At 55.3% G+C, this 20,240-nt stretch carries 23 protein-coding genes; 9 read left to right on the forward strand and 14 right to left on the reverse strand.

From position 1 onward, the window contains the following. Positions 1-2: 2 nt before the first annotated feature. Both IM294_RS02930 and IM294_RS02935 read right to left on the reverse strand, forming a co-directional pair. Complete coding sequence (locus IM294_RS02930; RefSeq protein ID WP_048959044.1) at positions 3-758, reverse strand: alpha/beta fold hydrolase; 756 nt, start codon at positions 756-758, stop codon at positions 3-5. A gap of 86 nt (positions 759-844) precedes the next feature. Continuing rightward, positions 845-1,018 (reverse strand): GhoT/OrtT family toxin, encoded by a 174-nt coding sequence (locus tag IM294_RS02935; protein ID WP_014883956.1) that lies wholly within the window; start codon positions 1,016-1,018, stop codon positions 845-847. Positions 1,019-1,262: 244 nt separating this feature from the next. Between IM294_RS02935 and IM294_RS02940 the strand changes: the two genes are divergently transcribed. From IM294_RS02940 to IM294_RS02950, 3 genes are read left to right on the forward strand one after another with little or no spacing between them, the layout of a single operon-like run. After that, on the forward strand, positions 1,263-1,589 hold the full coding sequence (locus tag IM294_RS02940) for a DUF1971 domain-containing protein (protein ID WP_126818137.1): 327 nt from the start codon (positions 1,263-1,265) through the stop codon (positions 1,587-1,589). A gap of 27 nt (positions 1,590-1,616) precedes the next feature. Beyond that, the gene (locus tag IM294_RS02945) at positions 1,617-1,970 is read left to right on the forward strand and encodes a DUF1971 domain-containing protein (RefSeq protein WP_126818138.1); all 354 of its coding nucleotides are present in this window, start codon (positions 1,617-1,619) and stop codon (positions 1,968-1,970) included. Positions 1,971-1,974: 4 nt separating this feature from the next. After that, entirely contained in the window at positions 1,975-2,157 is a 183-nt protein-coding gene (locus IM294_RS02950) for a DUF1869 domain-containing protein (RefSeq protein WP_003856955.1), read from the forward strand. Positions 2,158-2,196: 39 nt separating this feature from the next. Here IM294_RS02950 and patD read toward each other — a convergent pair whose 3' ends face one another. From patD to IM294_RS02985, 7 genes are all read right to left on the reverse strand, one after another. Further along, complete coding sequence (patD, locus tag IM294_RS02955) at positions 2,197-3,621, reverse strand: aminobutyraldehyde dehydrogenase (RefSeq protein WP_126818139.1); 1,425 nt, start codon at positions 3,619-3,621, stop codon at positions 2,197-2,199. 24 nt (positions 3,622-3,645) lie between these two features. Then, complete coding sequence (locus IM294_RS02960; RefSeq protein ID WP_041909768.1) at positions 3,646-4,452, reverse strand: ABC transporter permease; 807 nt, start codon at positions 4,450-4,452, stop codon at positions 3,646-3,648. Then, positions 4,442-5,386, reverse strand: coding sequence for an ABC transporter permease (locus IM294_RS02965; protein ID WP_041909766.1), 945 nt, complete (start codon positions 5,384-5,386; stop codon positions 4,442-4,444). The genes IM294_RS02960 and IM294_RS02965 overlap by 11 nt, the downstream gene beginning before the upstream one ends. Before the next feature lies 1 nt (position 5,387). Next, positions 5,388-6,401: an ABC transporter ATP-binding protein gene (locus IM294_RS02970; RefSeq protein WP_126818140.1), complete on the reverse strand. Its 1,014-nt coding sequence runs from the start codon at positions 6,399-6,401 to the stop codon at positions 5,388-5,390. 17 nt (positions 6,402-6,418) lie between these two features. Continuing rightward, positions 6,419-7,564 (reverse strand): putative ABC transporter substrate-binding protein YdcS, encoded by a 1,146-nt coding sequence (gene ydcS / locus IM294_RS02975; protein ID WP_126818141.1) that lies wholly within the window; start codon positions 7,562-7,564, stop codon positions 6,419-6,421. A 270-nt stretch (positions 7,565-7,834) separates the two neighbouring features. Beyond that, positions 7,835-9,244 carry a PLP-dependent aminotransferase family protein gene (locus IM294_RS02980; protein WP_049136489.1) on the reverse strand — a complete coding sequence of 470 codons (1,410 nt, stop codon included), beginning with the start codon at positions 9,242-9,244 and terminating at the stop codon, positions 7,835-7,837. Between the two features lie 81 nt (positions 9,245-9,325). Continuing rightward, on the reverse strand, positions 9,326-9,514 hold the full coding sequence (locus IM294_RS02985; protein WP_028013309.1) for a hypothetical protein: 189 nt from the start codon (positions 9,512-9,514) through the stop codon (positions 9,326-9,328). 393 nt (positions 9,515-9,907) lie between these two features. Here IM294_RS02985 and IM294_RS02990 point away from each other — a divergent pair, with 393 nt between their 5' ends. The 4 genes from IM294_RS02990 (at position 9,908) to hslJ (ending at position 13,010) form a co-directional block, all read left to right on the forward strand. Next, positions 9,908-11,308: a cytochrome ubiquinol oxidase subunit I gene (locus IM294_RS02990; RefSeq protein WP_063154243.1), complete on the forward strand. Its 1,401-nt coding sequence runs from the start codon at positions 9,908-9,910 to the stop codon at positions 11,306-11,308. Beyond that, positions 11,308-12,318 carry a cytochrome d ubiquinol oxidase subunit II gene (gene cydB, locus IM294_RS02995; RefSeq protein WP_045630504.1) on the forward strand — a complete coding sequence of 337 codons (1,011 nt, stop codon included), beginning with the start codon at positions 11,308-11,310 and terminating at the stop codon, positions 12,316-12,318. Before IM294_RS02990 ends, cydB begins: the two co-directional genes overlap by 1 nt. Continuing rightward, on the forward strand, positions 12,318-12,446 hold the full coding sequence (locus IM294_RS03000; RefSeq protein WP_008501283.1) for a DUF2474 domain-containing protein: 129 nt from the start codon (positions 12,318-12,320) through the stop codon (positions 12,444-12,446). The genes cydB and IM294_RS03000 overlap by 1 nt, the downstream gene beginning before the upstream one ends. A gap of 126 nt (positions 12,447-12,572) precedes the next feature. Then, complete coding sequence (gene hslJ, locus IM294_RS03005; RefSeq protein ID WP_028013312.1) at positions 12,573-13,010, forward strand: heat shock protein HslJ; 438 nt, start codon at positions 12,573-12,575, stop codon at positions 13,008-13,010. On the opposite strand, the gene IM294_RS03010 is transcribed toward hslJ, so the two are convergent. Further along, complete coding sequence (locus tag IM294_RS03010; protein ID WP_028013313.1) at positions 13,011-13,277, reverse strand: DUF333 domain-containing protein; 267 nt, start codon at positions 13,275-13,277, stop codon at positions 13,011-13,013. Between the two features lie 271 nt (positions 13,278-13,548). On the opposite strand from IM294_RS03010, the gene nifJ reads away from it, so the two are divergent. Next, on the forward strand, positions 13,549-17,073 hold the full coding sequence (gene nifJ / locus IM294_RS03015; protein WP_126818142.1) for a pyruvate:ferredoxin (flavodoxin) oxidoreductase: 3,525 nt from the start codon (positions 13,549-13,551) through the stop codon (positions 17,071-17,073). Between the two features lie 389 nt (positions 17,074-17,462). After that, positions 17,463-18,602 carry a porin OmpC gene (ompC, locus tag IM294_RS03020; protein WP_028013315.1) on the forward strand — a complete coding sequence of 380 codons (1,140 nt, stop codon included), beginning with the start codon at positions 17,463-17,465 and terminating at the stop codon, positions 18,600-18,602. 332 nt (positions 18,603-18,934) lie between these two features. On the opposite strand, the gene IM294_RS22025 is transcribed toward ompC, so the two are convergent. From IM294_RS22025 to IM294_RS03035, 4 genes are all read right to left on the reverse strand, one after another. Then, positions 18,935-19,012 carry a hypothetical protein gene (locus IM294_RS22025; RefSeq protein ID WP_223239581.1) on the reverse strand — a complete coding sequence of 26 codons (78 nt, stop codon included), beginning with the start codon at positions 19,010-19,012 and terminating at the stop codon, positions 18,935-18,937. A 68-nt stretch (positions 19,013-19,080) separates the two neighbouring features. Further along, the gene (locus IM294_RS03025; protein ID WP_041909734.1) at positions 19,081-19,503 is read right to left on the reverse strand and encodes a GFA family protein; all 423 of its coding nucleotides are present in this window, start codon (positions 19,501-19,503) and stop codon (positions 19,081-19,083) included. Between the two features lie 3 nt (positions 19,504-19,506). Next, positions 19,507-19,704, reverse strand: a complete 198-nt coding sequence (locus IM294_RS03030; RefSeq protein ID WP_028013317.1) for a hypothetical protein — start codon at positions 19,702-19,704, stop codon at positions 19,507-19,509. Positions 19,705-19,768: 64 nt separating this feature from the next. Next, a complete protein-coding gene (locus tag IM294_RS03035; RefSeq protein WP_028013318.1) occupies positions 19,769-20,197 on the reverse strand; it encodes a VOC family protein in 429 nt (142 codons plus the stop codon). Between the last annotated feature and the right edge of the window lie 43 nt (positions 20,198-20,240).

Raw genomic sequence — 20,240 nt, forward strand, 5'->3', positions numbered from 1 at the left:
AATCACGCCGCCATACACTCCGCTAACGCCTGCGCCAGTGCCGACGGGTTTTCCCACGACATGGAGTGCCCCGCCGCAGGGATGATTTTGACCTCAACGCCCTTCAGCTTCAGATTATCCACATCGTCATCCGGCAGTGAGAGCTCACCAAAAATCAACGTCACCGGGCAAGGCAGCGACAGAAATTGCGCTTCCCAGTCCGGCTCAACACCGGCGACCAGGCTTGATGCGCCGCGCCAGACGGCATAGGGTGCATTGCTTTGCAGGCACCCGGCCCAGGCGGTGGTCTCTTTACGGAGCATGGCATTATAGCCCTGCGCCACAAACTGGTGTTCGGTTTGCGCCGCAATAGCGCGGCTAAACATCCCCCCACCGGCGTGAAAATTGGGCTCCGACACTATCAGTCCCTTCACGCGCGGTGCCAGCAGCCCCGCCGTTTCTATAGCAATGCTGCCGCCCATGCTGTGACCGTATAACCAGAAGGCATCCAGCTGAAGATGGTCAATCAACTCCGCCACGACGCGCGCCTGTTCAGTCGTTTTATAGCTGTAATGTTCAGGCTTATCGCTGTAACCGCTGCCGGGTAAATCGATGAGAATAGCTCTGCGCCCGCCAAACTGAGGGTCTCGGACGACGCGAGGATATTCATAGGAAGAGGCGCAGCCCAATCCGTGGATAAAGACTACGGGATCGCCTGAGCCGGGCAAATCATGCCAGCGCACGGTGCAACCCGCATGCTGCGAGTAAAAACTGTTCATAAGCACTCCTTTTACGATGCACTGTGTATTTATACAGCTATCGTAACTGGAATGCTATGTTCATCTTTCGAAATGGGAAGGATGCTTCAGAAAAGAGAAATCAGCAGCGCAACGGGGAAACTCATCGGCCAGGTCGACCCGACCAGAAACGCGCTAAGCAGGCGGATGCGCTTGCGGTCTTTAGAAAGGAACCAGGTAATCAATGCACAGATGGAAGCCATCACTGCGTAAAAAACCAACATCTTTTGATACAACGTCATTCTGTATACCAGAGCCGAAAAAATAACCGCACGCAATATGCGTCATATGTTGATACAGATCAAGTTTTTTCATTACATAATAACCACTTAAATATTAAGGCTAATAACAACTGAGTATTTTGTATTACAAACAGGGGGAGCCACCCATTATCTTTATTGATAACATGCATGTTAAATGCACTTTTTGATAAATCCTCTCTTCCGCATAGGCGTCTAATAAAGGCAGACATACATGGGAGGCAATATGCTACGCATTCCGCAAAGCTGTATTCATACCCGCTCTACCCCTTTCTGGAATAAAGAAATCGCCCCCGCCGGGATCTTTCAGCGTCATCTCGACACGGGTACCCGTCCGGGCGTTTATCCCCGCCTGTCCGTTATGCAGGGTGCCGTCCGCTATCTGGGTTATGCTGATGAACATGCCCCTGAGCCTGACAGCACACTGATTATCAGGGCCGGCCACTTCGGTGTTTTTCCCCCTGAGAAATGGCATCACATCGAGGTGATGAGCGACGACACGCTGTTCAATATTGAATTTTTCGTCGAACCAGAGGTGTTGAAGTCGCTTTAAGCGGCTTTTATTTACGAGGTAACCTTTATGCTACGTATCCCTGAGAATTTTGTTCATACCCGCTCTACGCCATTCTGGAACAAAGACACCGCGCCAAAAGCCCTTTTCACCCACCATAATACGAAAGCCAGCGTATATGGCCGTTTGTCGGTGATGCAGGGTGCGGTGCACTATTTCGGTTTCCCGAACGCTGACGCGACCGAACCGGATCTGGAGCTGGTGATTGAAGCCGGATCGTTTGGCATCTCGCCGCCAGAGAAATGGCACCGCATCGAGCTATTGACCGACGATACCTATTTCAATATCGACTTTTTTGCCGATCCTGACGTTACGCTTCAGGGTGCGGGCATCGGCAAAGTAGTCAATACACATAAGGAGTAACCGCGTGGGTAAAGCAACGTACACAGTGACCGTGACCAACAACAGCAACGGCGTCTCGGTGGATTATGAAACAGAGGCCCCCATGGAGTTGCTCATCCCCGACGTCGCCGCAGATGTGGTAAAAGATCTGGTGAATACCGTCCGCGCTTACGACACGGAAAATGAGCACGAGGTGTGTGGCTGGTAAAGCAAACGCCCGGCGATGCAGACCGCCGGGCATGATTTTCTAATGTTTTATCATCACATGCCGGACAACCGTATAATCCTCAAGCCCGTACACCGACATATCCTTTCCATAGCCAGACAATTTCATGCCGCCGTGCGGCATTTCGCTCACCAGCATAAAGTGGGTATTGACCCAGGTGCAGCCGTACTGCAGACGAGCGCTCAGGCGATGGGCGCGTCCCACGTCTTTCGTCCAGACCGACGACGCCAGGCCGTACTGCGAATCGTTCGCCCAGGCCAGGACCTGCGCTTCATCGTCGAATTCGGTGACGCTCACCACCGGTCCAAACACTTCTCGCTGAACGATGGCATCGTCCTGTTTCGCCCCGGCCAGCAACGTTGGCTGGAAGTAGTAGCCCGCCCCCTCTTTTTTGCTCCCGCCCGTCACCACGCGGATATGGCCAAGGGCTTTCGCCTCGTCAACCGCCTGACAGACGCGTGAAAGATGGGCAGCCGAGCTGAGCGGACCGAGTTCAGTAGACTCATCCTCCGGGGCACCCATTTTGAGGCTGGCGACCGCGGCACCGAGCTTTTCCACAAGTTGGGCATAGATCCCCTTCTGGGCATAGATACGGCAGGCCGCCGTACAGTCCTGCCCGGCATTGTAGAAACCAAACGTCCGCACGCCTTCTACAACCGCATCCAGGTCGGCGTCATCGAACACGATAACCGGCGCTTTACCGCCCAGCTCCATGTGGGTGCGCTTAATGGAGGACGCCGTGTGCCCGATGATATGCTCCCCGGTGGCAATCGAACCGGTCAGCGACACCATGCGCACTTTTTCATGTCCGGTGAGTGGGTCGCCCACCGTTTTCCCGCGGCCAAACAGCACGTTGAGAACGCCAGCCGGGAAGATATCTTTCGCCAGCTCCGCCAGCTTTAACGCCGTTAGCGGCGTGATTTCAGACGGCTTGATGACCACACAGTTACCGGCCGCCAGCGCAGGCGCCAGCTTCCATGCCGCCATCATCAGCGGGTAGTTCCACGGCGCGATAGAGGCAACCACGCCCACCGGGTCGCGGCGGATCATCGACGTGTGGCCGTCAAGATACTCACCCGCGGCCAGCCCGTTCAGGCAGCGGGCCGCCCCGGCGAAGAAACGGAAAACGTCGACCACTGCCGGAATTTCATCGCCCAGCGCACAGTGCAGCGGCTTGCCGCAGTTGAGGGATTCAAGCCGGGCAAACTCTTCGCCATGCGCTTCAATCGCATCCGCGAGCTTCAGCAGGCACTCGGCGCGGGTTTTCGGCGTCGTTTGTCCCCACTCAGCAAAAGCCCGGTCGGCGGCCTGAACCGCTGCGTCGACCTGTGCCGCTGACGCTTCAGCAATCTCCAGCAGCACCTCTCCGGTGGCCGGGTTATAGACCGACTGTTTCTCTCCCTCTCCGGCAACCAGTTCACCCTTTATCAGCAGATGTGTTTGCATAGCATTGTCCTGTTCAAATCAATGTTATTTCCCGCCGCCGGCGATGTTCTCGCCGTCGCGGGTTAGCCACCAGGCTCCCAGAATGGGGATGGTTGTTACCAGCATCACCAGCAGTGCAACGACGTTGGTGACCGGCACGTCGCGCGGACGGCCTAGCTGATTGAGCAACCACAGCGGTAACGTGCGTTCGTGTCCCGCCGTAAAGGTTGTGACGATAATTTCGTCAAACGACAGGGCAAACGCCAGCATTCCCCCGGCCAGCAGCGCGGAGCCCAGGTTGGGCAGCACCACATAGCGGAAGGTTTGCCATCCGTCGGCCCCGAGATCCATCGACGCTTCCACCAGACTCCAGGAGGTGCGTCTGAACCGGGCAATCACGTTATTGAAGACCACCACCACGCAAAACGTGGCGTGCCCAACCACGATGGTGAAAAACCCCGGCTCAAGGTTGATTGTTTTGAACGCTGTCAGCAGCGCCAGGCCGGTGATGATCCCCGGCAACGCAATCGGCAGCAGCAGCAATAGCGAGATCGCGTTCTTGCCAAAAAACTCGCTTCGCCAGAGCGCCGCTGCAGCAAGCGTGCCAAGCACCAGGGCTATCGCGGTGGATAGCGCGGCAACCTGAAGTGACAACGTCACCGATTCGATGATATCGCCGCGCCCCGCCGCCGCCGTAAACCACTTCAGCGTCAGCCCCTGAGGCGGAAAGCTGTAGGCAGCATCTTCGGTATTAAAGGCATAGACTGCGATAATCAGCAGCGGGAAGTGCAGGAAGATGACACCTCCCCACGCTGCCACTTTCAGGAACAGCGGTGCGCGTTCAGAGTGCATCGAATGCTCCCAGACGCTTCACAAACGCCAGATAAAGTGAAATCAGCACGATGGGAACCAGCGTGAACGCGGCGGCCATGGGCATATTGCCGATCGCCCCCTGCTGGGAGTAGACCATGTTACCGATGAAAAACCCCGGCGGCCCGACCAGCTGCGGTACGATGAAATCCCCCAGCGTCAGGGAAAAGGTGAAGATTGAGCCCGCGGCAATGCCCGGGATAGCCAGCGGCAGAACGACATAGCGGAAGGTCTGGCGCGGGCGGGCGCCGAGATCGGCAGAGGCCTGCAGCAGCGAAGCCGGCAGCCGTTCCAGCGCCGCCTGAACGGGCAGGATCATAAACGGCAGCCAGATATAGACGAAGACCAGAAACCGTCCCAGCCCGGAGGTGGATAAGGTGTTGCCACCTACCGCGGGGAGCGTAAGGATCGAGGTCAGGAGCGGCTCCAGCCCCAGGTGGTTGAGGAACCATTGTGCCACGCCGTCCTTCGCCAGCAGCAGCGTCCAGGCGTAGGCTTTGACGATGTAGCTCGCCCACATTGGCAGCATCACGGCGATATAGAAAAACGCTTTCCACTTGCCGCGGGTGTATCGCGCCATGTACCAGGCCATCGGGAACGCCAGAATTGCGCTGGCAATCGTCACCGCAATCGCCATCGTTAACGTGCGCAGGATGATGTCGTAGTTTGCCGGATTGAAGAGCGCCAGTATGTTCGCCAGGGTCAGATCCGGCGTGACCGCCATGGTGAAATCGTCAAAGGTGTAAAAACCCTGCCACAAAAGGGTCAGCAGCGATCCTAAATAGACAATGCCAAACCACATCAGCGGTGCAAGCAGAAGCAGGAACAGTCCGAGCGACGGTTTACGCCAGAACAGTGACGTAATGCGGCTTATGCGGCCGCGCGGGGCGGGAGGGTGCGCGACACTCATAGCCATTTCACCTCTCCTCCTGCAGGCGAATCATCGCCTCGCGCGACCACGACGCCGTGACGGCCTGCCCCGGCGCAATGCCGCTTAGCGGCGAGAAATCGCTGAGACTGGCCTGGCTCACCAGCAGTTTGGCACCGTCGGCGAGCCTGAGCTCAAGGCGCGTGGCAGCCCCCTGATACTGAACGGCCTGGACGATGCCCTGCACCTGAACCTCACCCCCCTCATTCAGGCGGATATGTTCCGGACGCAGGGAATAGCTGCCCTCCATGCCGCAGACTTTATGCGCCAGGCCTGCATCGAAGACGTTCGAGGTGCCGACAAAACCGGCGACAAACGGCGTGCGCGGGCGCATGTAGAGATCGCGCGGGGTATCGACCTGCTCGATGCGTCCATTATTGAACACCGCCACCCGGTCCGACATGGAGAGGGCTTCACCCTGATCGTGGGTGACGAAAATAAAGGTGATGCCGAGTTCCTGCTGAAGCTTCTTCAGCTCGAACTGCATCTGCTCCCGCAGCTTGAGATCGAGCGCGCCTAACGGCTCGTCGAGCAGCAGGACGCGCGGTTCATTCACCAGCGCCCGCGCGATGGCCACACGCTGGCGCTGCCCTCCGGAAAGCTCCGAAGGCTTGCGGGCGACGGCAAAGCTTAAGCCCACTTTTTCCAGCGCGTCGCGAGCCTGCGCGTGGCGTTTTTTCTTGTCGACGCCTTTCACCATCAGCCCGTAGGCGACGTTATCGAGGATCGACATATGCGGGAACAGCGCGTAATCCTGGAATACGGTGTTCACGTCCCGCTCCCACGGCGGCAGCGCGCTCGCCTCTTTGCCAAAGATAGATATCGTGCCGCCTGACAGCTGCTCAAAACCGGCAATCAGACGCAGGCAGGTGGTTTTGCCGGAACCCGAAGGCCCCAGCATGGAGAAGAATTCTCCGTCACGAACGGCAATGGTGACCCCATCCACCGCCCGCACGTCGCCGTACAGACGGGAAACGTCATTAAACTCTACCGCGTACGTCATGTTCTGCTCCCGGATGATTAACGGCCACCCATGATGGCGATGTAATCCTGCGTCCAGCGGCTGTAAGGCACATATTTTCCGCCTTCTGCGATGGGGGTTTTCCAGAACATGATTTTGTCAAAATAGTTATAGCCGTTGGTTTCACAGCCCTTGTCACCCAGCAGCGTGCTGGCCTTACACCCTTCAGGCACGACGGGCAGCGAGCCAAACCATGCCGCCAGATCGCCCTGCACTTTCGGCGTGAGCGACCAGTTCATCCACTTGTAGGCGCACATCGGGTGTTTTGCCTGCGCATGCAGCATGGTGGTATCCGCCCAGCCGGTCACCCCCTCTTTCGGGAAGACGGTGGCAACGGGCTGGTTCTCGCCCTTCAGGGCATTCGCCTGATACGGCCAGGCGCTGGAGGCCACGACGCCTTCATTTTTGAAGTCGCTCATCTGGACGGTGGTGTCATGCCAGTAGCGGTGGATCAGGGCATGCTGGTCGCGAAGTACTTTGAGCACGGCGGCATACTGTTCTTCAGTGAGCTGATACGGGTCGCTAATACCCAGCTGCGGCTGAGTGGCTTTGACGAACAGCGCCGCATCGGCGATATAAATCGGGCCGTCGTATGCCTGCACGCGTCCCTGATTGGTTTTACCGTCCGGCAGATCCTGCTTCGTAAAGACCACGCTCCAGCTGTCCGGCGGCGTAGGGAAGGTTTTGGTGTTGTACATCAACAGATTGGGCCCCCACTGATACGGCGTGCCGTAGACCTTGCCGCCCACGTTAAACCACTCGCCCTTCACGATGCGCGGGTCAAGGGTTTTCCAGTTGGGGATCAATTGCGGGTTAATCGGCTGAACGCGTTTTCCCATAATCAGGCGGAGCGAGGCATCACCTGACGCGGTGACAAGGTCGTAACCTCCCTTCGCCATCAGGCTGACCATTTCATCGGACGTGGCCGCCGTTTTAACGTTGACCGCGCAACCGGTCTCTTTTTCAAACTGGGTAACCCAGTCATAATTTTTATCCGTCTGTCCGCGTTCGATGTACCCCGGCCAGGCGATAATATCCAGTCGGCCTTCCCCGTCGCCAATGGCCTTTGGTGGTTCTGCGGCTTGCACGGTCATGATAGTCATGCCGAGCGCGCACAGGCTGCTGCGGGCAAATTTTTTGCTCATAAGAGTTACTCCTGTCGCAATGAAATTTAGCGGCAGCCGTGCCGTAAAAATATCTCCCTTATTAAACGTAGACCGCGCAAATGCGCCGCACCGTTCGGCTTAAGGAAATTTCATCAAGGTGTGACCGAGGACGCATTCCCCGTTAACTGGATTATAGACAAGGAGTTAGCCGCGAAAGCCGGTATGCAGATTTCATATGATACGGCACCGCAAAATATTTGCCGTGCCGTCGTCAGGATAAGAAATGATTATTTAAATAAAGGGGAAAAGTTATTCCATCATTGTGCTAATTAATTTACCTAACTGAATGACCGCCTGCTCTTCCCGCTCGCCCCACGCCCAGGACGTATTAAACCGGAAGAACGGCGTCCACGCGTCAGAGGTGGAAAACATCTTTCCGGGCGCAATGCTGATATGGTGCGTTAAGGCCTTTTCGCTCAGCAGCCCCGCGTCCAGCCGCGCAGGTAGCTCCAGCCATAAAAAGTAGCCGCTGTCGTTGTGGTGGATTTTGACACCGGCGGGCATATGGCGCAGAAGCGACTGCCACGCCTGTTGTTTTCGCTCGGCGAGGGTTCGTCGCAGGCGGCGCAGATGGGCGTCGTAGCGTTTTGTCGCCAGGTAGTCCACCAGCGCCAGCTGCATGGGGGAACTCGTTGAAAGCGTGCTCATCAGCTGCAGCTGCTGAATGCGGCGCGCGTGTTTTCCTGCCGCCACCCAGCCGATGCGAAACCCCGCCACCAGGCATTTTGAAAAGGAGGAGCAGTGAAGCGTCATATCTACCCGGTCCCAGGCTTTGGCCGGAAGCGGTTTTTCGCGACCAAAATAGAGCTCGCTGTAGACATCGTCCTCGATCAAAGTGACGTTGTGTTCCGTCAGGAGCGCGACCAGACGCGCTTTTTTTTCCGCACTCAGCGTAAAGCCAAGCGGGTTTTGGCCGTTGGTCATGAGCCAGCAGGCTTTTACGGGGTAGTCGTTCAGCGCCTGCTCCAGCGCATTCAGATCGATACCCTCCCGGACGTCTGTGGCGACCGACAGCGCTTTTAGCTTCAGACGCTCCAGCGCCTGCAGCGCGCCGTAAAAACACGGGTTTTCAACAATCACCCAGTCTCCTGGCTCCGTCACCGCCTGCAAACTCAGGTTGAGGGCCTCAAGGGCGCCTGCGGTAATGACGATCTCGTCTGGCGAGATGTTCATCCCCTGCTGCGCATAACGGCGCGCAATGGCGTGACGGAGTTCAGCGTTGCCGGGCGGCAGGTTCTCAATCACGCTCATTGCGGTAGCGGTTTTACTGACGTTTGCCAGCGAGCGGTTGAGCTGCTGAAGCGGGAAAAGCCGGGGGTCGGGAAACGCGGAGGCGAAAGGAACAACGGACGGATCGCGGCTGGCCTGTAAGACCTCGAAGATATAGGTGTTGATATCTACCGCTTCATCACGCATCACCTGGGCAGGCGGCGCAGGCTGTTGTGCGGTCGGGCGCGAGGCAACGTAATAGCCCGACTGCGGCCTGGCGACAATGCGCCCCTGACTTTCCAGCATCTGATACGCGTGGCCAACGGTCATAAAGCTCATGCCGCTGCTTGCCACCTGCTCTCGCAGGGAAGGCAGCTTATCGCCCGGCAGCCAAACGCCAAGCTCAATCTGCGAGATAATTTGTTGCGCCAGACGCTGGTATTTTTTCATCAGATTCTCCTTATTGCCGACAGTGTATATCAGCAGGAGAAAAAGAGAAGATTTTGCTAACTGTTATAGTTTAAGAAAAAATTACTTACGGTACTCGGTAACGTGGCTTTGCGCCTGACGCGCAGCGGCCAGGTGATCGAGCGTAATCATTGACGATTTGCAAAAGATGCATTTCGCACCGAGCGGGTTTTTTTCAGATACATCAAAGACTGAGGTACGGTACTGCGAGCCATGACAGCATGGGCAGCGGAAATGGATATAAGAAGTCATAGGATTCTCCTGTGAACGTAAAAACGTAAATTACTCATGAGCCGATCAGGCAATAATGGTTTTAAACAAAACTAATCGGAATGTAGATAAAGACCCAAGAGAGGCTGCGGAGAGGCACAACGTGATGAGAACTGCTTTATGAAACTACGTCAGATATTTTTTTGGACTCAAAACCAGAAAACCATTAACGCACGGCGATGACGACAAAGCAAGCGGTTTAATGCGGAAAATTCATAAAAAGAATGTTTTTATTCCTCGTTGGCGAGGTATATCTGATAGCTAAAGCATGCGTTTTATGCCAACTGTTATGGTTAAAAATCACTTTTCTGCGTCTGAAAGTCCGAACGTTGCCCCTATAGCATAACAGTACACCGTTTGACATTGAGGCTGTGCATGTTTGGTTTAGATGCTTTTCACCTTGCGCGGATACAGTTTGCCTTTACCGTATCCTTTCACATTATTTTCCCGGCCATCACCATCGGCCTGGCCAGCTATCTTGCCGTGCTCGAAGGGCTGTGGCTGAAAACAAAAAATCCGGTCTGGCGCTCGCTGTACCATTTCTGGTCGAAGATTTTCGCCGTCAATTTTGGCATGGGCGTGGTCTCCGGGCTGGTGATGGCCTACCAGTTTGGCACCAACTGGAGCGGCTTTTCGCAGTTTGCAGGCAGCATTACCGGCCCGCTGCTGACCTATGAAGTGCTTACCGCCTTCTTCCTCGAAGCCGGGTTCCTCGGCGTGATGCTGTTCGGCTGGAATAAAGTGGGGCCAGGGCTGCACTTCTTCTCTACCTGCATGGTGGCGCTGGGCACCATTATCTCAACCTTCTGGATCCTCTCCTCGAACAGCTGGATGCAGACCCCGCAAGGCTACGAGATCGTCAACGGACAGGTGGTACCGGTGGACTGGTTCGCCGTGGTATTTAACCCCTCCTTCCCCTACCGCCTGCTGCATATGTCGATTGCGGCATTCCTGAGTAGCGCCCTGTTTGTCGGTGCATCTGCGGCATGGCATCTGTTGCGCGGGAATAATACCCCTGCCATTCGGGCGATGTTTTCGATGGCGCTGTGGATGACGCTGATTGTTGCACCCATCCAGGCCCTGGTTGGCGATATGCACGGGTTGAACACCTTAAAGCATCAGCCCGCCAAGATTGCCGCTATTGAAGGCCATTGGGAAAACCCGCCGGGCGAGCCTACCCCGCTGCTGCTGTTTGGCTGGCCTGATATGGAGCAGGAGCGCACCCGCTTTGGACTGGCGATCCCGGCGCTGGGTAGCCTCATCCTGACGCACAGCCTGGATAAACAGGTCCCTGCGCTAAAAGAGTTTCCAAAAGAAGACCGTCCTAATTCCACCATCGTCTTCTGGTCGTTCCGCATTATGGCGGGTTTAGGGATGCTGATGCTGCTGCTTGGAGTAGTGGCGCTTTGGCTGCGTTATAAAAAGCGGGTTTATTCTTCGCGTCCGTTCCTGTGGTTTGCCCTGCTGATGGGGCCATCCGGGCTGATTGCCATTCTGGCCGGATGGGTCACCACCGAAGTCGGCCGCCAGCCGTGGGTGGTCTACGGACTCCAGCGAACAAAGGATGCGGTTTCAGCCCATGGTGACCTGCATATGAGCGTGAGCCTGCTGGCCTTCTTCGTCGTCTATACCTCGGTATTCGGCGTGGGCTACAGCTATATGGTGCGCCTCATCCGAAAAGGCCCGCAGCCGCATGAATCGTTCGCCACCGAGTCCGATGGACGCCCGGCGCGCCCGCTTTCTGCCGTCACAGCTGAACATAAGGAGCAGCCATAATGGGTATCGATCTTTCCATTATCTGGTTTGTCATCATCGTCTTTGCCACGCTGATGTATATCGTCATGGACGGGTTTGATCTGGGAATCGGTATTCTGTTCCCGGCAACACAAAACGCCGACGATCGCGACGTGATGGTCAACAGCGTCGCACCGGTCTGGGACGGCAATGAGACCTGGTTGGTGCTAGGTGGTGCCGCCCTGTTCGGTGCATTCCCACTGGCCTATGCGGTGATTGTTGATGCTCTGACCATTCCGCTGACGTTAATGCTGATTGGACTTATATTCCGCGGCGTGGCGTTTGAATTTCGCTTTAAAGCCACGCCGGCCCACCGTCCTTTCTGGGATAAGGCGTTTATTGGCGGTTCCGTTCTGGCAACCTTTACCCAGGGCGTGACGGTAGGTGCCGTCATTAACGGCTTTAGCGTCACTGGCAGAACGTATACCGGCGGACCGTTTGACTGGTTTACCGCGTTTAACCTGTTCTGCGGCGCGGGTCTGGTGGTGGCCTACGCGCTGTTAGGCTCAACCTGGCTGGTGATGAAAAGCGAAAATGCGCTGCAGCAGCGGATGCGTGAGGTGTCGAAAACGCTGTTAATCGTGCTGCTGGCGTTTATCGCAGCGATCAGCCTCTGGACGCCGCTGGCGCACCCGGCCATCGCGGCGCGCTGGTTTACGCTGCCGAATCTGTTTTATCTGCTGCCAGTCCCTGCCCTGGTCGTCATGTTTAGCTTCTACCAGTGGCGCTGCCTGAGTAATCCTGACAGCCATGCTCGGCCGTTTATTCTGACGCTGGGGCTAATATTTCTCGGCTTTAGCGGGCTTGGGATCAGCATCTGGCCGCATATCATACCGCCGTCGATCACCCTGTGGCAGGCCGCCGCGCCGACGCAAAGCCAGGGCTTTATGCTGGTGGGCGCACTGTTGATCATTCCCGTTATTCTGGTCTACACCTTCTGGAGCTACTACGTATTTCGCGGCAAAGTTCAGCCTGGGGAGGGTTATCACTGATGCAACAACCTGTCTGGAAAAGATTGCTGTGGCTGGCCATTATCTGGGGCGGCAGCGTTCTTGCGCTGGCAGCAGTCAGCATGCTCTTTCGCATGCTGATGACGGCTGCCGGGTTTAAATCGCATTAAACTTCATTCCGGGCAGCCCTGCGCTGCCCGGCACCACCCCGCACTTTCAGATAAACCCCATTAACGCACCGCAGAGTATCGTTACACTGGTAAAAGATTCACAGAATTTATTATTTGAGAAGAAAAATGAAAAAGCTCATCGCGTTAAGTGTTATCAGCCTTGTCCTCAGCGGCTGCGTTAATCCGGGCAAAGCATCCGTTCAGCCGGATCAGCTGAAGAGCCACCGTTTTGTTCTGGAAAACGTGGACGGCAAATCCGTGAAGGGCATGACAACGCAGCCTGAGATCGCTTTTAACGCGCTTCCCGACATTAGCCTCATTGATAACATTAGCGTTTCGGGCCAGATGTGTAACCGCTTCAACGGGCAGGGAAAGCTGTCCGAAGGTGAGCTGAAAGTGAAAACGCTGGCGATGACCCGCAAACTTTGTACCGAACCACAGCTTAACGAGCTGGATCAGGCCATCGGCGACATGCTGCGCAAAGGGGCGCAGGTCGACCTGACTGAAGACCAGCTGACGCTGGCGACGGCCGATAAGACGCTGATGTTTAAGCGAGCAGAATAATCAGTAGCTACCGCAGCTTCCAACGGCAAGCGACTGTTCACTGCAGCGTTTGCCGTTTGGCAAGGCGCACATCCCAATAGCCGAACCGTCAAGCTGGCGGGCAACAGACAGCGAGCCGCCAATCATGGCGCAGTTGGCCTGGCCTGAACTGGACATTGCCGCTTTCATTCCTGGCGCCACGTGGGCCGCCGTGGCCTGCTGCACAGGTTCACTGCTACATGCCGACAACAACAACGCGGCACACCCTACCCAAAATGCTGAACGCATGCTCTCTTCCCCGTAATTAGTGCGAAACCTAAGCATAATAGGCATCACATCCCGTGTCGTCGAGAGCGGAAGTGCGTATTTATGCGCCGCTGAAACAATTTCTCGCAATTTTTTCGCCCTAAGTTTGATCTAACCATTGATGGTGGGAATACCGAGGACACAAAAGCGAAAATCGTAAAACCCCCTGTTTGCTAGACTACACAGATAATATTCAGGGTTTGTCGCCTTATGACAGCCCCCTATTTTTTGCGCAATGTAAGGGTGTCGTCCTATGCAAACTATTGACGGTAATGGTGCAGTTGCCTCAGTCGCGTTTCGCACCAGTGAAGTTATCGCCATCTATCCGATCACGCCAAGTTCAACTATGGCCGAGCAGGCGGATGCCTGGGCGGGAAACGGGTTAAAAAACGTCTGGGGCGATGTCCCGAGAGTGGTTGAAATGCAGTCTGAAGCGGGTGCGATTGCTACGGTCCACGGTGCGCTGCAGACTGGCGCGCTTTCCACGTCGTTCACCTCCTCTCAGGGATTGCTGTTGATGATCCCAACGCTGTACAAACTCGCGGGTCAACTGACCCCCTTCGTCCTGCACGTCGCGGCGCGTACCGTGGCCACCCACGCACTTTCAATTTTTGGCGATCACTCAGACGTGATGGCCGTGCGCCAGACCGGGTGCGCGATGCTGTGCGCCAGCAGCGTTCAGGAAGCGCAGGACTTTGCCTTAATTTCGCATATCGCCACGCTTAAAAGTCGCGTTCCGTTTATTCACTTCTTTGATGGTTTCCGTACCTCTCACGAAATCAACAAAATCGTCCCGCTGGCGGACGAGACTATCCTTGAGCTTCTGCCGCAGGCGGAAATCGACGCGCATCGCGCCCGCGCCCTTAACCCGGAACATCCGGTAATTCGCGGGACATCGGCAAACCCGGATACTTATTTCCAGTCACGCGAGGCCACAAACCCGTGGTACAACGCGGTTTATGACCACGTCGAGCAGGCAATGAATGACTTTGCCGCCGCAACCGGACGCGAGTACAAGCCGTTCGAATACTACGGCCATCCGCAGGCCGAGCGCGTGATTGTGCTGATGGGATCTGCTATCGGCACCTGTGAAGAAGTCGTTGACGAGCTGCTGACCCGCGGCGAAAAGGTCGGCGTGCTTAAAGTGCGTCTTTACCGCCCGTTCTCGGCTAAACATCTGCTCTCTGCCCTGCCGGAAAGCACGCGTACCGTGGCGGTGCTCGATCGAACCAAAGAGCCGGGCGCACACGCGGAACCGCTGTATCTTGACGTGATGACCGCCCTCGCTGAAGCCTTTAATAACGGCGAACGTGAAACGCTACCGCGCGTTATCGGCGGTCGCTATGGCCTGTCTTCCAAAGAGTTTGGCCCGGACTGCGTGCTGGCCGTGTTTAACGAGCTAAGGGAAGCGAAACCTAAGCCGCGTTTCACGGTCGGCATTTATGATGACGTAACGAATCTTTCCCTGCCTTTACCGGAAAATACCCTGCCTGCGACGGCCAAACTTGAAGCGCTGTTCTACGGCCTGGGCAGCGACGGCAGCGTCTCGGCCACCAAAAACAACATCAAGATCATCGGCAATTCAACCCCGTGGTACGCGCAGGGTTACTTCGTCTACGACTCCAAGAAAGCCGGCGGTCTGACCGTTTCTCACCTGCGCGTCAGCGAGCAGCCCATCCGCTCGGCCTACCTTATTTCTCAGGCCGACTTTGTTGGCTGCCATCAGCTGCAGTTTATCGACAAGTACCAGATGGCTGAGCGCCTGAAGCCCGGCGGTATTTTCCTCCTCAATACGCCATACAATGCGGATGAGGTCTGGGCGCGCCTGCCGCAGGAAGTACAGACGGTGCTGAATCAGAAAAAAGCCCGATTCTATGTGGTTAACGCGGCGAAAATTGCTCGCGAATGTGGCCTGGCCGCGCGTATTAATACCGTCATGCAAATGGCCTTCTTCCATCTGACCAATATCCTGCCGGGCGACAGCGCGCTGGTGGAACTTCAGGGCGCCATCGCCAAAAGCTACAGCAGCAAGGGGCAGGAGCTGGTAGAGCGAAACTGGCAGGCGCTGGCGCTGGCGCGCGAGTCGCTGTTCGAGGTGCCGCTGCAGCCGGTCAATGACGCCAGCCCGAATCGCCCTCCGGTGGTCTCGGATTCCGCACCTGATTTCGTGAAGACCGTCACGGCCGCCATGCTGGCCGGGCTGGGTGACGCCCTGCCCGTCTCTGCGCTGCCGCCGGACGGAACCTGGCCGATGGGCACCACCCGCTGGGAAAAACGCAACATCGCCGAAGCGATCCCCATCTGGAAAGAAGAACTCTGTACCCAGTGTAACCACTGCGTCGCGGCCTGCCCGCACTCGGCCATTCGCGCCAAAGTGGTGTCACCGGAAGCAATGGAAGATGCCCCGGCCAGCCTGCACTCTCTGGATGTAAAATCCCGCGACATGCGCGGCCAGAAATACGTTCTGCAGGTCGCACCGGAAGACTGCACCGGGTGTAACCTGTGCGTTGAGGTCTGCCCGGCAAAAGATCGCCAGAACCCGGACATCAAAGCCATCAATATGATGTCGCGCCTTGAACACGTTGAAGAAGAAAAAGTGAATTATGACTTCTTCCTGAACCTGCCGGAAATCGATCGCAGCAAGCTGGAACGCATTGATATTCGTACCTCGCAGCTGATCACGCCGCTGTTCGAGTACTCCGGCGCCTGCTCCGGCTGCGGTGAAACGCCGTACATTAAGCTGCTTACCCAGTTGTACGGTGTCAGGATGCTGATTGCCAACGCCACCGGCTGCTCGTCTATTTATGGCGGTAACCTGCCCTCCACGCCGTACACCACCGATGCGAATGGGCGCGGTCCGGCATGGGCAAACTCGTTATTCGAGGATAACGCCGAATTTGGTCTGGGCTTCCGACTCACCGTTGACCAGCACCGCGCGCGTGTGATGCGCCTGCTTGAACAATTTGCCGATAAGATCCCGGCTGAACTTAACGCGGCGCTACACGCAGAAGCCACGCCAGAGGTTCGTCGCGAGCAGGTAGCTGCACTTCGCAACGCACTGAAGGGAATTGACGGCGCAGAACAGCTGATGACCGACGCTGACGCCCTGGTCGAAAAATCGATCTGGCTGATTGGCGGTGACGGCTGGGCCTACGACATCGGCTTTGGCGGGCTGGATCATGTGTTAAGCCTGACCGAAAACGTCAACATTCTGGTTCTGGATACGCAGTGTTATTCCAATACCGGTGGGCAGGCATCGAAAGCCACGCCGCTGGGCGCCGTCACGAAATTTGGTGAACACGGTAAACGCAAGGCACGTAAGGATCTCGGCGTGAGCATGATGATGTACGGCCACGTTTACGTCGCGCAAATCTCCCTGGGGGCGCAGCTTAACCAGACGGTGAAAGCCATTCAGGAGGCTGAAGCGTATCCGGGGCCGTCGCTGATCATTGCCTACAGCCCGTGCGAAGAGCATGGCTACGACCTGGCCCTCAGCCACGATCAGATGCGTCAGCTGACGGCCACCGGCTTCTGGCCGCTCTACCGGTTCGATCCGCGCCGTGCGGACGAGGGCAAATTACCGCTGGCGCTGGATTCACGTCCGCCGTCAGATGCCCTGGCAGAGACGCTGATGCAGGAACAGCGCTTCCGCCGTCTGAATGCGCAACAGCCTGAGGTGGCAGAACAGCTCTGGAAAGACGCCGCCGAAGATCTGCAAAAACGGTATGACTTCCTGGCACAAATGGCGGGTAAAGCCGAAAAATCAACCAGCGATTAACCCCACTGCCCGGCTTGTCCGGGCATTTTTTTGCCATAAAAAAAGCCCGATGTCTTCACATCGGGCTAATCCAGATAATTAATGAATCTCTCTTTAGTTTCCCAAATGACATTCACGATAATTATGGATAAATAATCTTAAAGGCATATAACGCCGCAGAGATTACCTGATTCAACCGCTGATTAATAATTTTTATTTAATATGAATCATTTTCAATCATTCACCACAACAATGATCATTTCCGCGGATTTATTCATTTGAGATTTTACTCAATTAGTAACAATTATATTTTATTACTCTTTCGCAGGAGTGATTTAGCATGGGACAACTTTCGGTTTCAGAAAGTTCAACAGGTAATCAAATAAAAACAACTGCAAAGGAATATCACGATGCAAAGAAAAGTACTGGCTCTGATGATTCCAGCTCTGTTAATGGCTGGCGCCGCACATGCGGCAGAAATTTATAATAAAGACGGCAACAAATTAGATCTGTACGGAAAAGTAGATGGTCTGCACTATTTCTCCGATGATGCCTCAAAAGACGGCGATCAAACCTACATGCGTCTGGGTTTCAAAGGTGAAACGCAGATTAACGACATGATGACCGGCTACGCGCAGTGGGAATATAACATTCAGGCGAATAACACCGAAGGGTCTGATAATCAGTCCTGGACGCGTCTGGCCTTCGCGGGTGTTAAAGTGGGTGACTACGGTTCCTTCGATTATGGTCGTAACTATGGCGTGCTGTACGACGTGGAAGGCTGGACCGATATGCTGCCTGAGTTCGGTGGCGACTCTTACACCTATGCGGATAACTTTATGACCGGCCGCGCCAACGGCGTGGCAACCTACCGCAACACTGATTTCTATGGTCTGGTGCAGGGTCTGAACTTCGCGCTGCAGTATCAGGGCAACAATGAAGATGCCAGCAACAATCAGGAAGGCACCAACAACGGCCGCGACATGCGTTATGAGAATGGCGACGGCTTCGGTATTTCAACCACCTATGATTTCGGCATGGGGTTCAGTGCCGGTGCCGCCTACGCCTCATCTGACCGTACAAATGACCAGGTAAGCGCAGGTACTGGCGCTGCGTCTCAATATGCGGGTGGTGATAAAGCGGATGCCTGGACTGCAGGCCTCAAATATGACGCAAATAATATCTACCTGGCGGCGATGTATTCTGAAACCCGTAATATGACGCCGTACGGTTCAGGTGATAGCAAATCAGGCGGTGGTATTGCCAACAAAACTCAGAACTTCGAAGTGACCGCACAGTACCAGTTCGATTTCGGTCTGCGTCCGGCCATTTCTTACCTGCAGTCTAAAGGGAAAGACCTGGGCAACGGTCAGGGCGATCAGGACCTGGTTAAATATGCGGACGTAGGCGCGACCTACTATTTCAACAAGAACATGTCCACCTATGTTGATTATAAAATCAACCTGCTGGATGAAGATGACAGCTTCTACAAAAACAACGGTATCAGCACCGACGATGTCGTTGCATTAGGCCTGGTTTACCAGTTCTGATGGTCAGAGCCCGCAGCGTCATGCGGGCTCTCCTTTTTTTGATGTTTGTCTCACAACAGCGCTTTATCGCGATATTGTTGAGGATAAGTTGAAAGAAAGCGGGTTAGACTGCGCCGATATCCCCCTCTTCATTAAGGATACCTGCGTTGTTTGGTCGTATATCCGTTACCATTCTGACACTTTTAGCATGCTTGTGGATGGCGTTAATCTTTGATTTTCGAGATATTGTCGGGCATCTCGGCACGCTGCTAAACCATCTGGATCACCATTAACAGTGATTCCCAGAAAAAAGCCACCAGCAGTGCCGGTGGCGGTCATACGCATTTCGAGCGTTATTTTTTCACGGGTTGAGGTTTTTTATCCCCTGATTCCGGGGCCTCACGCGGATCGTCTTTTTCTACACAGAGCATAATTTCTCCTGTTTTAGAAACCCACTTCCCACTATAGCCAGGCTGATAAAAAAAAGGCCAGGCGGTAATTAATCTTGATTGGTCTCTTTTTTGCGAAACGAGAGATAGCCAAAAACGCCGCTTTCGCCGTCGCTCGGATGGTTTACGCCATCCATCACCGTCACTTCTGGGAAATCAAACGGCGACACATTTTTAAAACAGGCCACATTGACGCCGTATTCATTTGGGTTAGAGCGACGCTGATGGAATGTGTAAATCCCGCAGACCGAGCAGAAGAAATGCCGCGCCGTCCCCGTGTTGAACCGGTACTCCGTCAGCTTATCCTCACCTCTGGTCACGGTGATACCCGACAGCGGTGCAGAGACCACAACCGCGCCCCGCATACGGCAAAAAGAGCAGCTGCAGCGCCGCGCGGTATTCAAGCCGTCAGTCAGTTCGACGGTAAAAGCCACCGCACCACAGTGGCACTGTGCATGACGAATGTCAGCCATTGGCTATACCCCTTTTCTTACCAGTTCGGCAGCTTTGAGAAAAACCTCATCTTCTACACCATCGCCTTTCTGCCTGCCCAGCCTGACAAGTTCGTTGACAATGCTGTCACGATCGATCGTTTTTTGCGATGAAACCAGCCCTATAACGGCGGCCCCAATCGCCAGCCCCACTAATCCTGTTTGTTCGTCTTTGTTCTTCATACTCATGCTCCTGATACAACAAACAAGCGTAGCAGGATTTTTCAGACCGTTTTCAGGCGTTTTACTATTTCGCCTGGATCGCTGTTATTCCGACACGCTGGCCGTATGAGAGCTCTAAGGTATTACCGTCAGGATCGGCAAAAAATACATAATAGCCGACGGGGTCACCCAGATCTTCCGGCGCTTTCCTCAACACCCCTTCTTTAGCGGCCATCGCAGTTTTTCTGTCAATTTCTTCGCGCGTGGCGCAGGCAATCCCAAGGTGGCCAAAATGCCCCAGCGGCGTATCGGTCACGGTGTCCGCCTGCACCAGAACCAGCGCAAAAGGACGCGTATGGTCAGTTAGCCACGCCACTTTACGGGCAGTTGGAAGATCGGGCTCACGCGAATGGATGACGTCCATCCCGGCATATCGGCGATAAAAAGCAAGGCTCTTCTCCAGATCCCTGACCATAAACGCAACATGAGTGAATCCTACATCAATGTCTTTCATTTTAAGATGTTACTCCTGTATCAACATGTCGTAGCCATCTTAA

This window comes from Enterobacter cloacae complex sp. P43RS, from assembly GCF_014930585.1.
GTDB classification, from domain to species: domain Bacteria; phylum Pseudomonadota; class Gammaproteobacteria; order Enterobacterales; family Enterobacteriaceae; genus Enterobacter; species Enterobacter bugandensis.

Coding starts and splice junctions, on each gene's coding strand:
- IM294_RS02930 (WP_048959044.1), bottom strand. CDS start 758: ATGAACAGTTTTTACTCGCAGCATGCGGGTTGCACCGTGCGCTGGCAT.
- IM294_RS02935 (WP_014883956.1), bottom strand. CDS start 1,018: ATGACGTTGTATCAAAAGATGTTGGTTTTTTACGCAGTGATGGCTTCC.
- IM294_RS02940 (WP_126818137.1), top strand. CDS start 1,263: ATGCTACGCATTCCGCAAAGCTGTATTCATACCCGCTCTACCCCTTTC.
- IM294_RS02945 (WP_126818138.1), top strand. CDS start 1,617: ATGCTACGTATCCCTGAGAATTTTGTTCATACCCGCTCTACGCCATTC.
- patD (WP_126818139.1), bottom strand. CDS start 3,621: ATGCAAACACATCTGCTGATAAAGGGTGAACTGGTTGCCGGAGAGGGA.
- IM294_RS02960 (WP_041909768.1), bottom strand. CDS start 4,452: ATGCACTCTGAACGCGCACCGCTGTTCCTGAAAGTGGCAGCGTGGGGA.
- IM294_RS02965 (WP_041909766.1), bottom strand. CDS start 5,386: ATGGCTATGAGTGTCGCGCACCCTCCCGCCCCGCGCGGCCGCATAAGC.
- IM294_RS02970 (WP_126818140.1), bottom strand. CDS start 6,401: ATGACGTACGCGGTAGAGTTTAATGACGTTTCCCGTCTGTACGGCGAC.
- ydcS (WP_126818141.1), bottom strand. CDS start 7,564: ATGAGCAAAAAATTTGCCCGCAGCAGCCTGTGCGCGCTCGGCATGACT.
- IM294_RS02980 (WP_049136489.1), bottom strand. CDS start 9,244: ATGAAAAAATACCAGCGTCTGGCGCAACAAATTATCTCGCAGATTGAG.
- IM294_RS02985 (WP_028013309.1), bottom strand. CDS start 9,514: ATGACTTCTTATATCCATTTCCGCTGCCCATGCTGTCATGGCTCGCAG.
- IM294_RS02990 (WP_063154243.1), top strand. CDS start 9,908: ATGTTTGGTTTAGATGCTTTTCACCTTGCGCGGATACAGTTTGCCTTT.
- cydB (WP_045630504.1), top strand. CDS start 11,308: ATGGGTATCGATCTTTCCATTATCTGGTTTGTCATCATCGTCTTTGCC.
- IM294_RS03000 (WP_008501283.1), top strand. CDS start 12,318: ATGCAACAACCTGTCTGGAAAAGATTGCTGTGGCTGGCCATTATCTGG.
- hslJ (WP_028013312.1), top strand. CDS start 12,573: ATGAAAAAGCTCATCGCGTTAAGTGTTATCAGCCTTGTCCTCAGCGGC.
- IM294_RS03010 (WP_028013313.1), bottom strand. CDS start 13,277: ATGCGTTCAGCATTTTGGGTAGGGTGTGCCGCGTTGTTGTTGTCGGCA.
- nifJ (WP_126818142.1), top strand. CDS start 13,549: ATGCAAACTATTGACGGTAATGGTGCAGTTGCCTCAGTCGCGTTTCGC.
- ompC (WP_028013315.1), top strand. CDS start 17,463: ATGCAAAGAAAAGTACTGGCTCTGATGATTCCAGCTCTGTTAATGGCT.
- IM294_RS22025 (WP_223239581.1), bottom strand. CDS start 19,012: ATGCTCTGTGTAGAAAAAGACGATCCGCGTGAGGCCCCGGAATCAGGG.
- IM294_RS03025 (WP_041909734.1), bottom strand. CDS start 19,503: ATGGCTGACATTCGTCATGCACAGTGCCACTGTGGTGCGGTGGCTTTT.
- IM294_RS03030 (WP_028013317.1), bottom strand. CDS start 19,704: ATGAAGAACAAAGACGAACAAACAGGATTAGTGGGGCTGGCGATTGGG.
- IM294_RS03035 (WP_028013318.1), bottom strand. CDS start 20,197: ATGAAAGACATTGATGTAGGATTCACTCATGTTGCGTTTATGGTCAGG.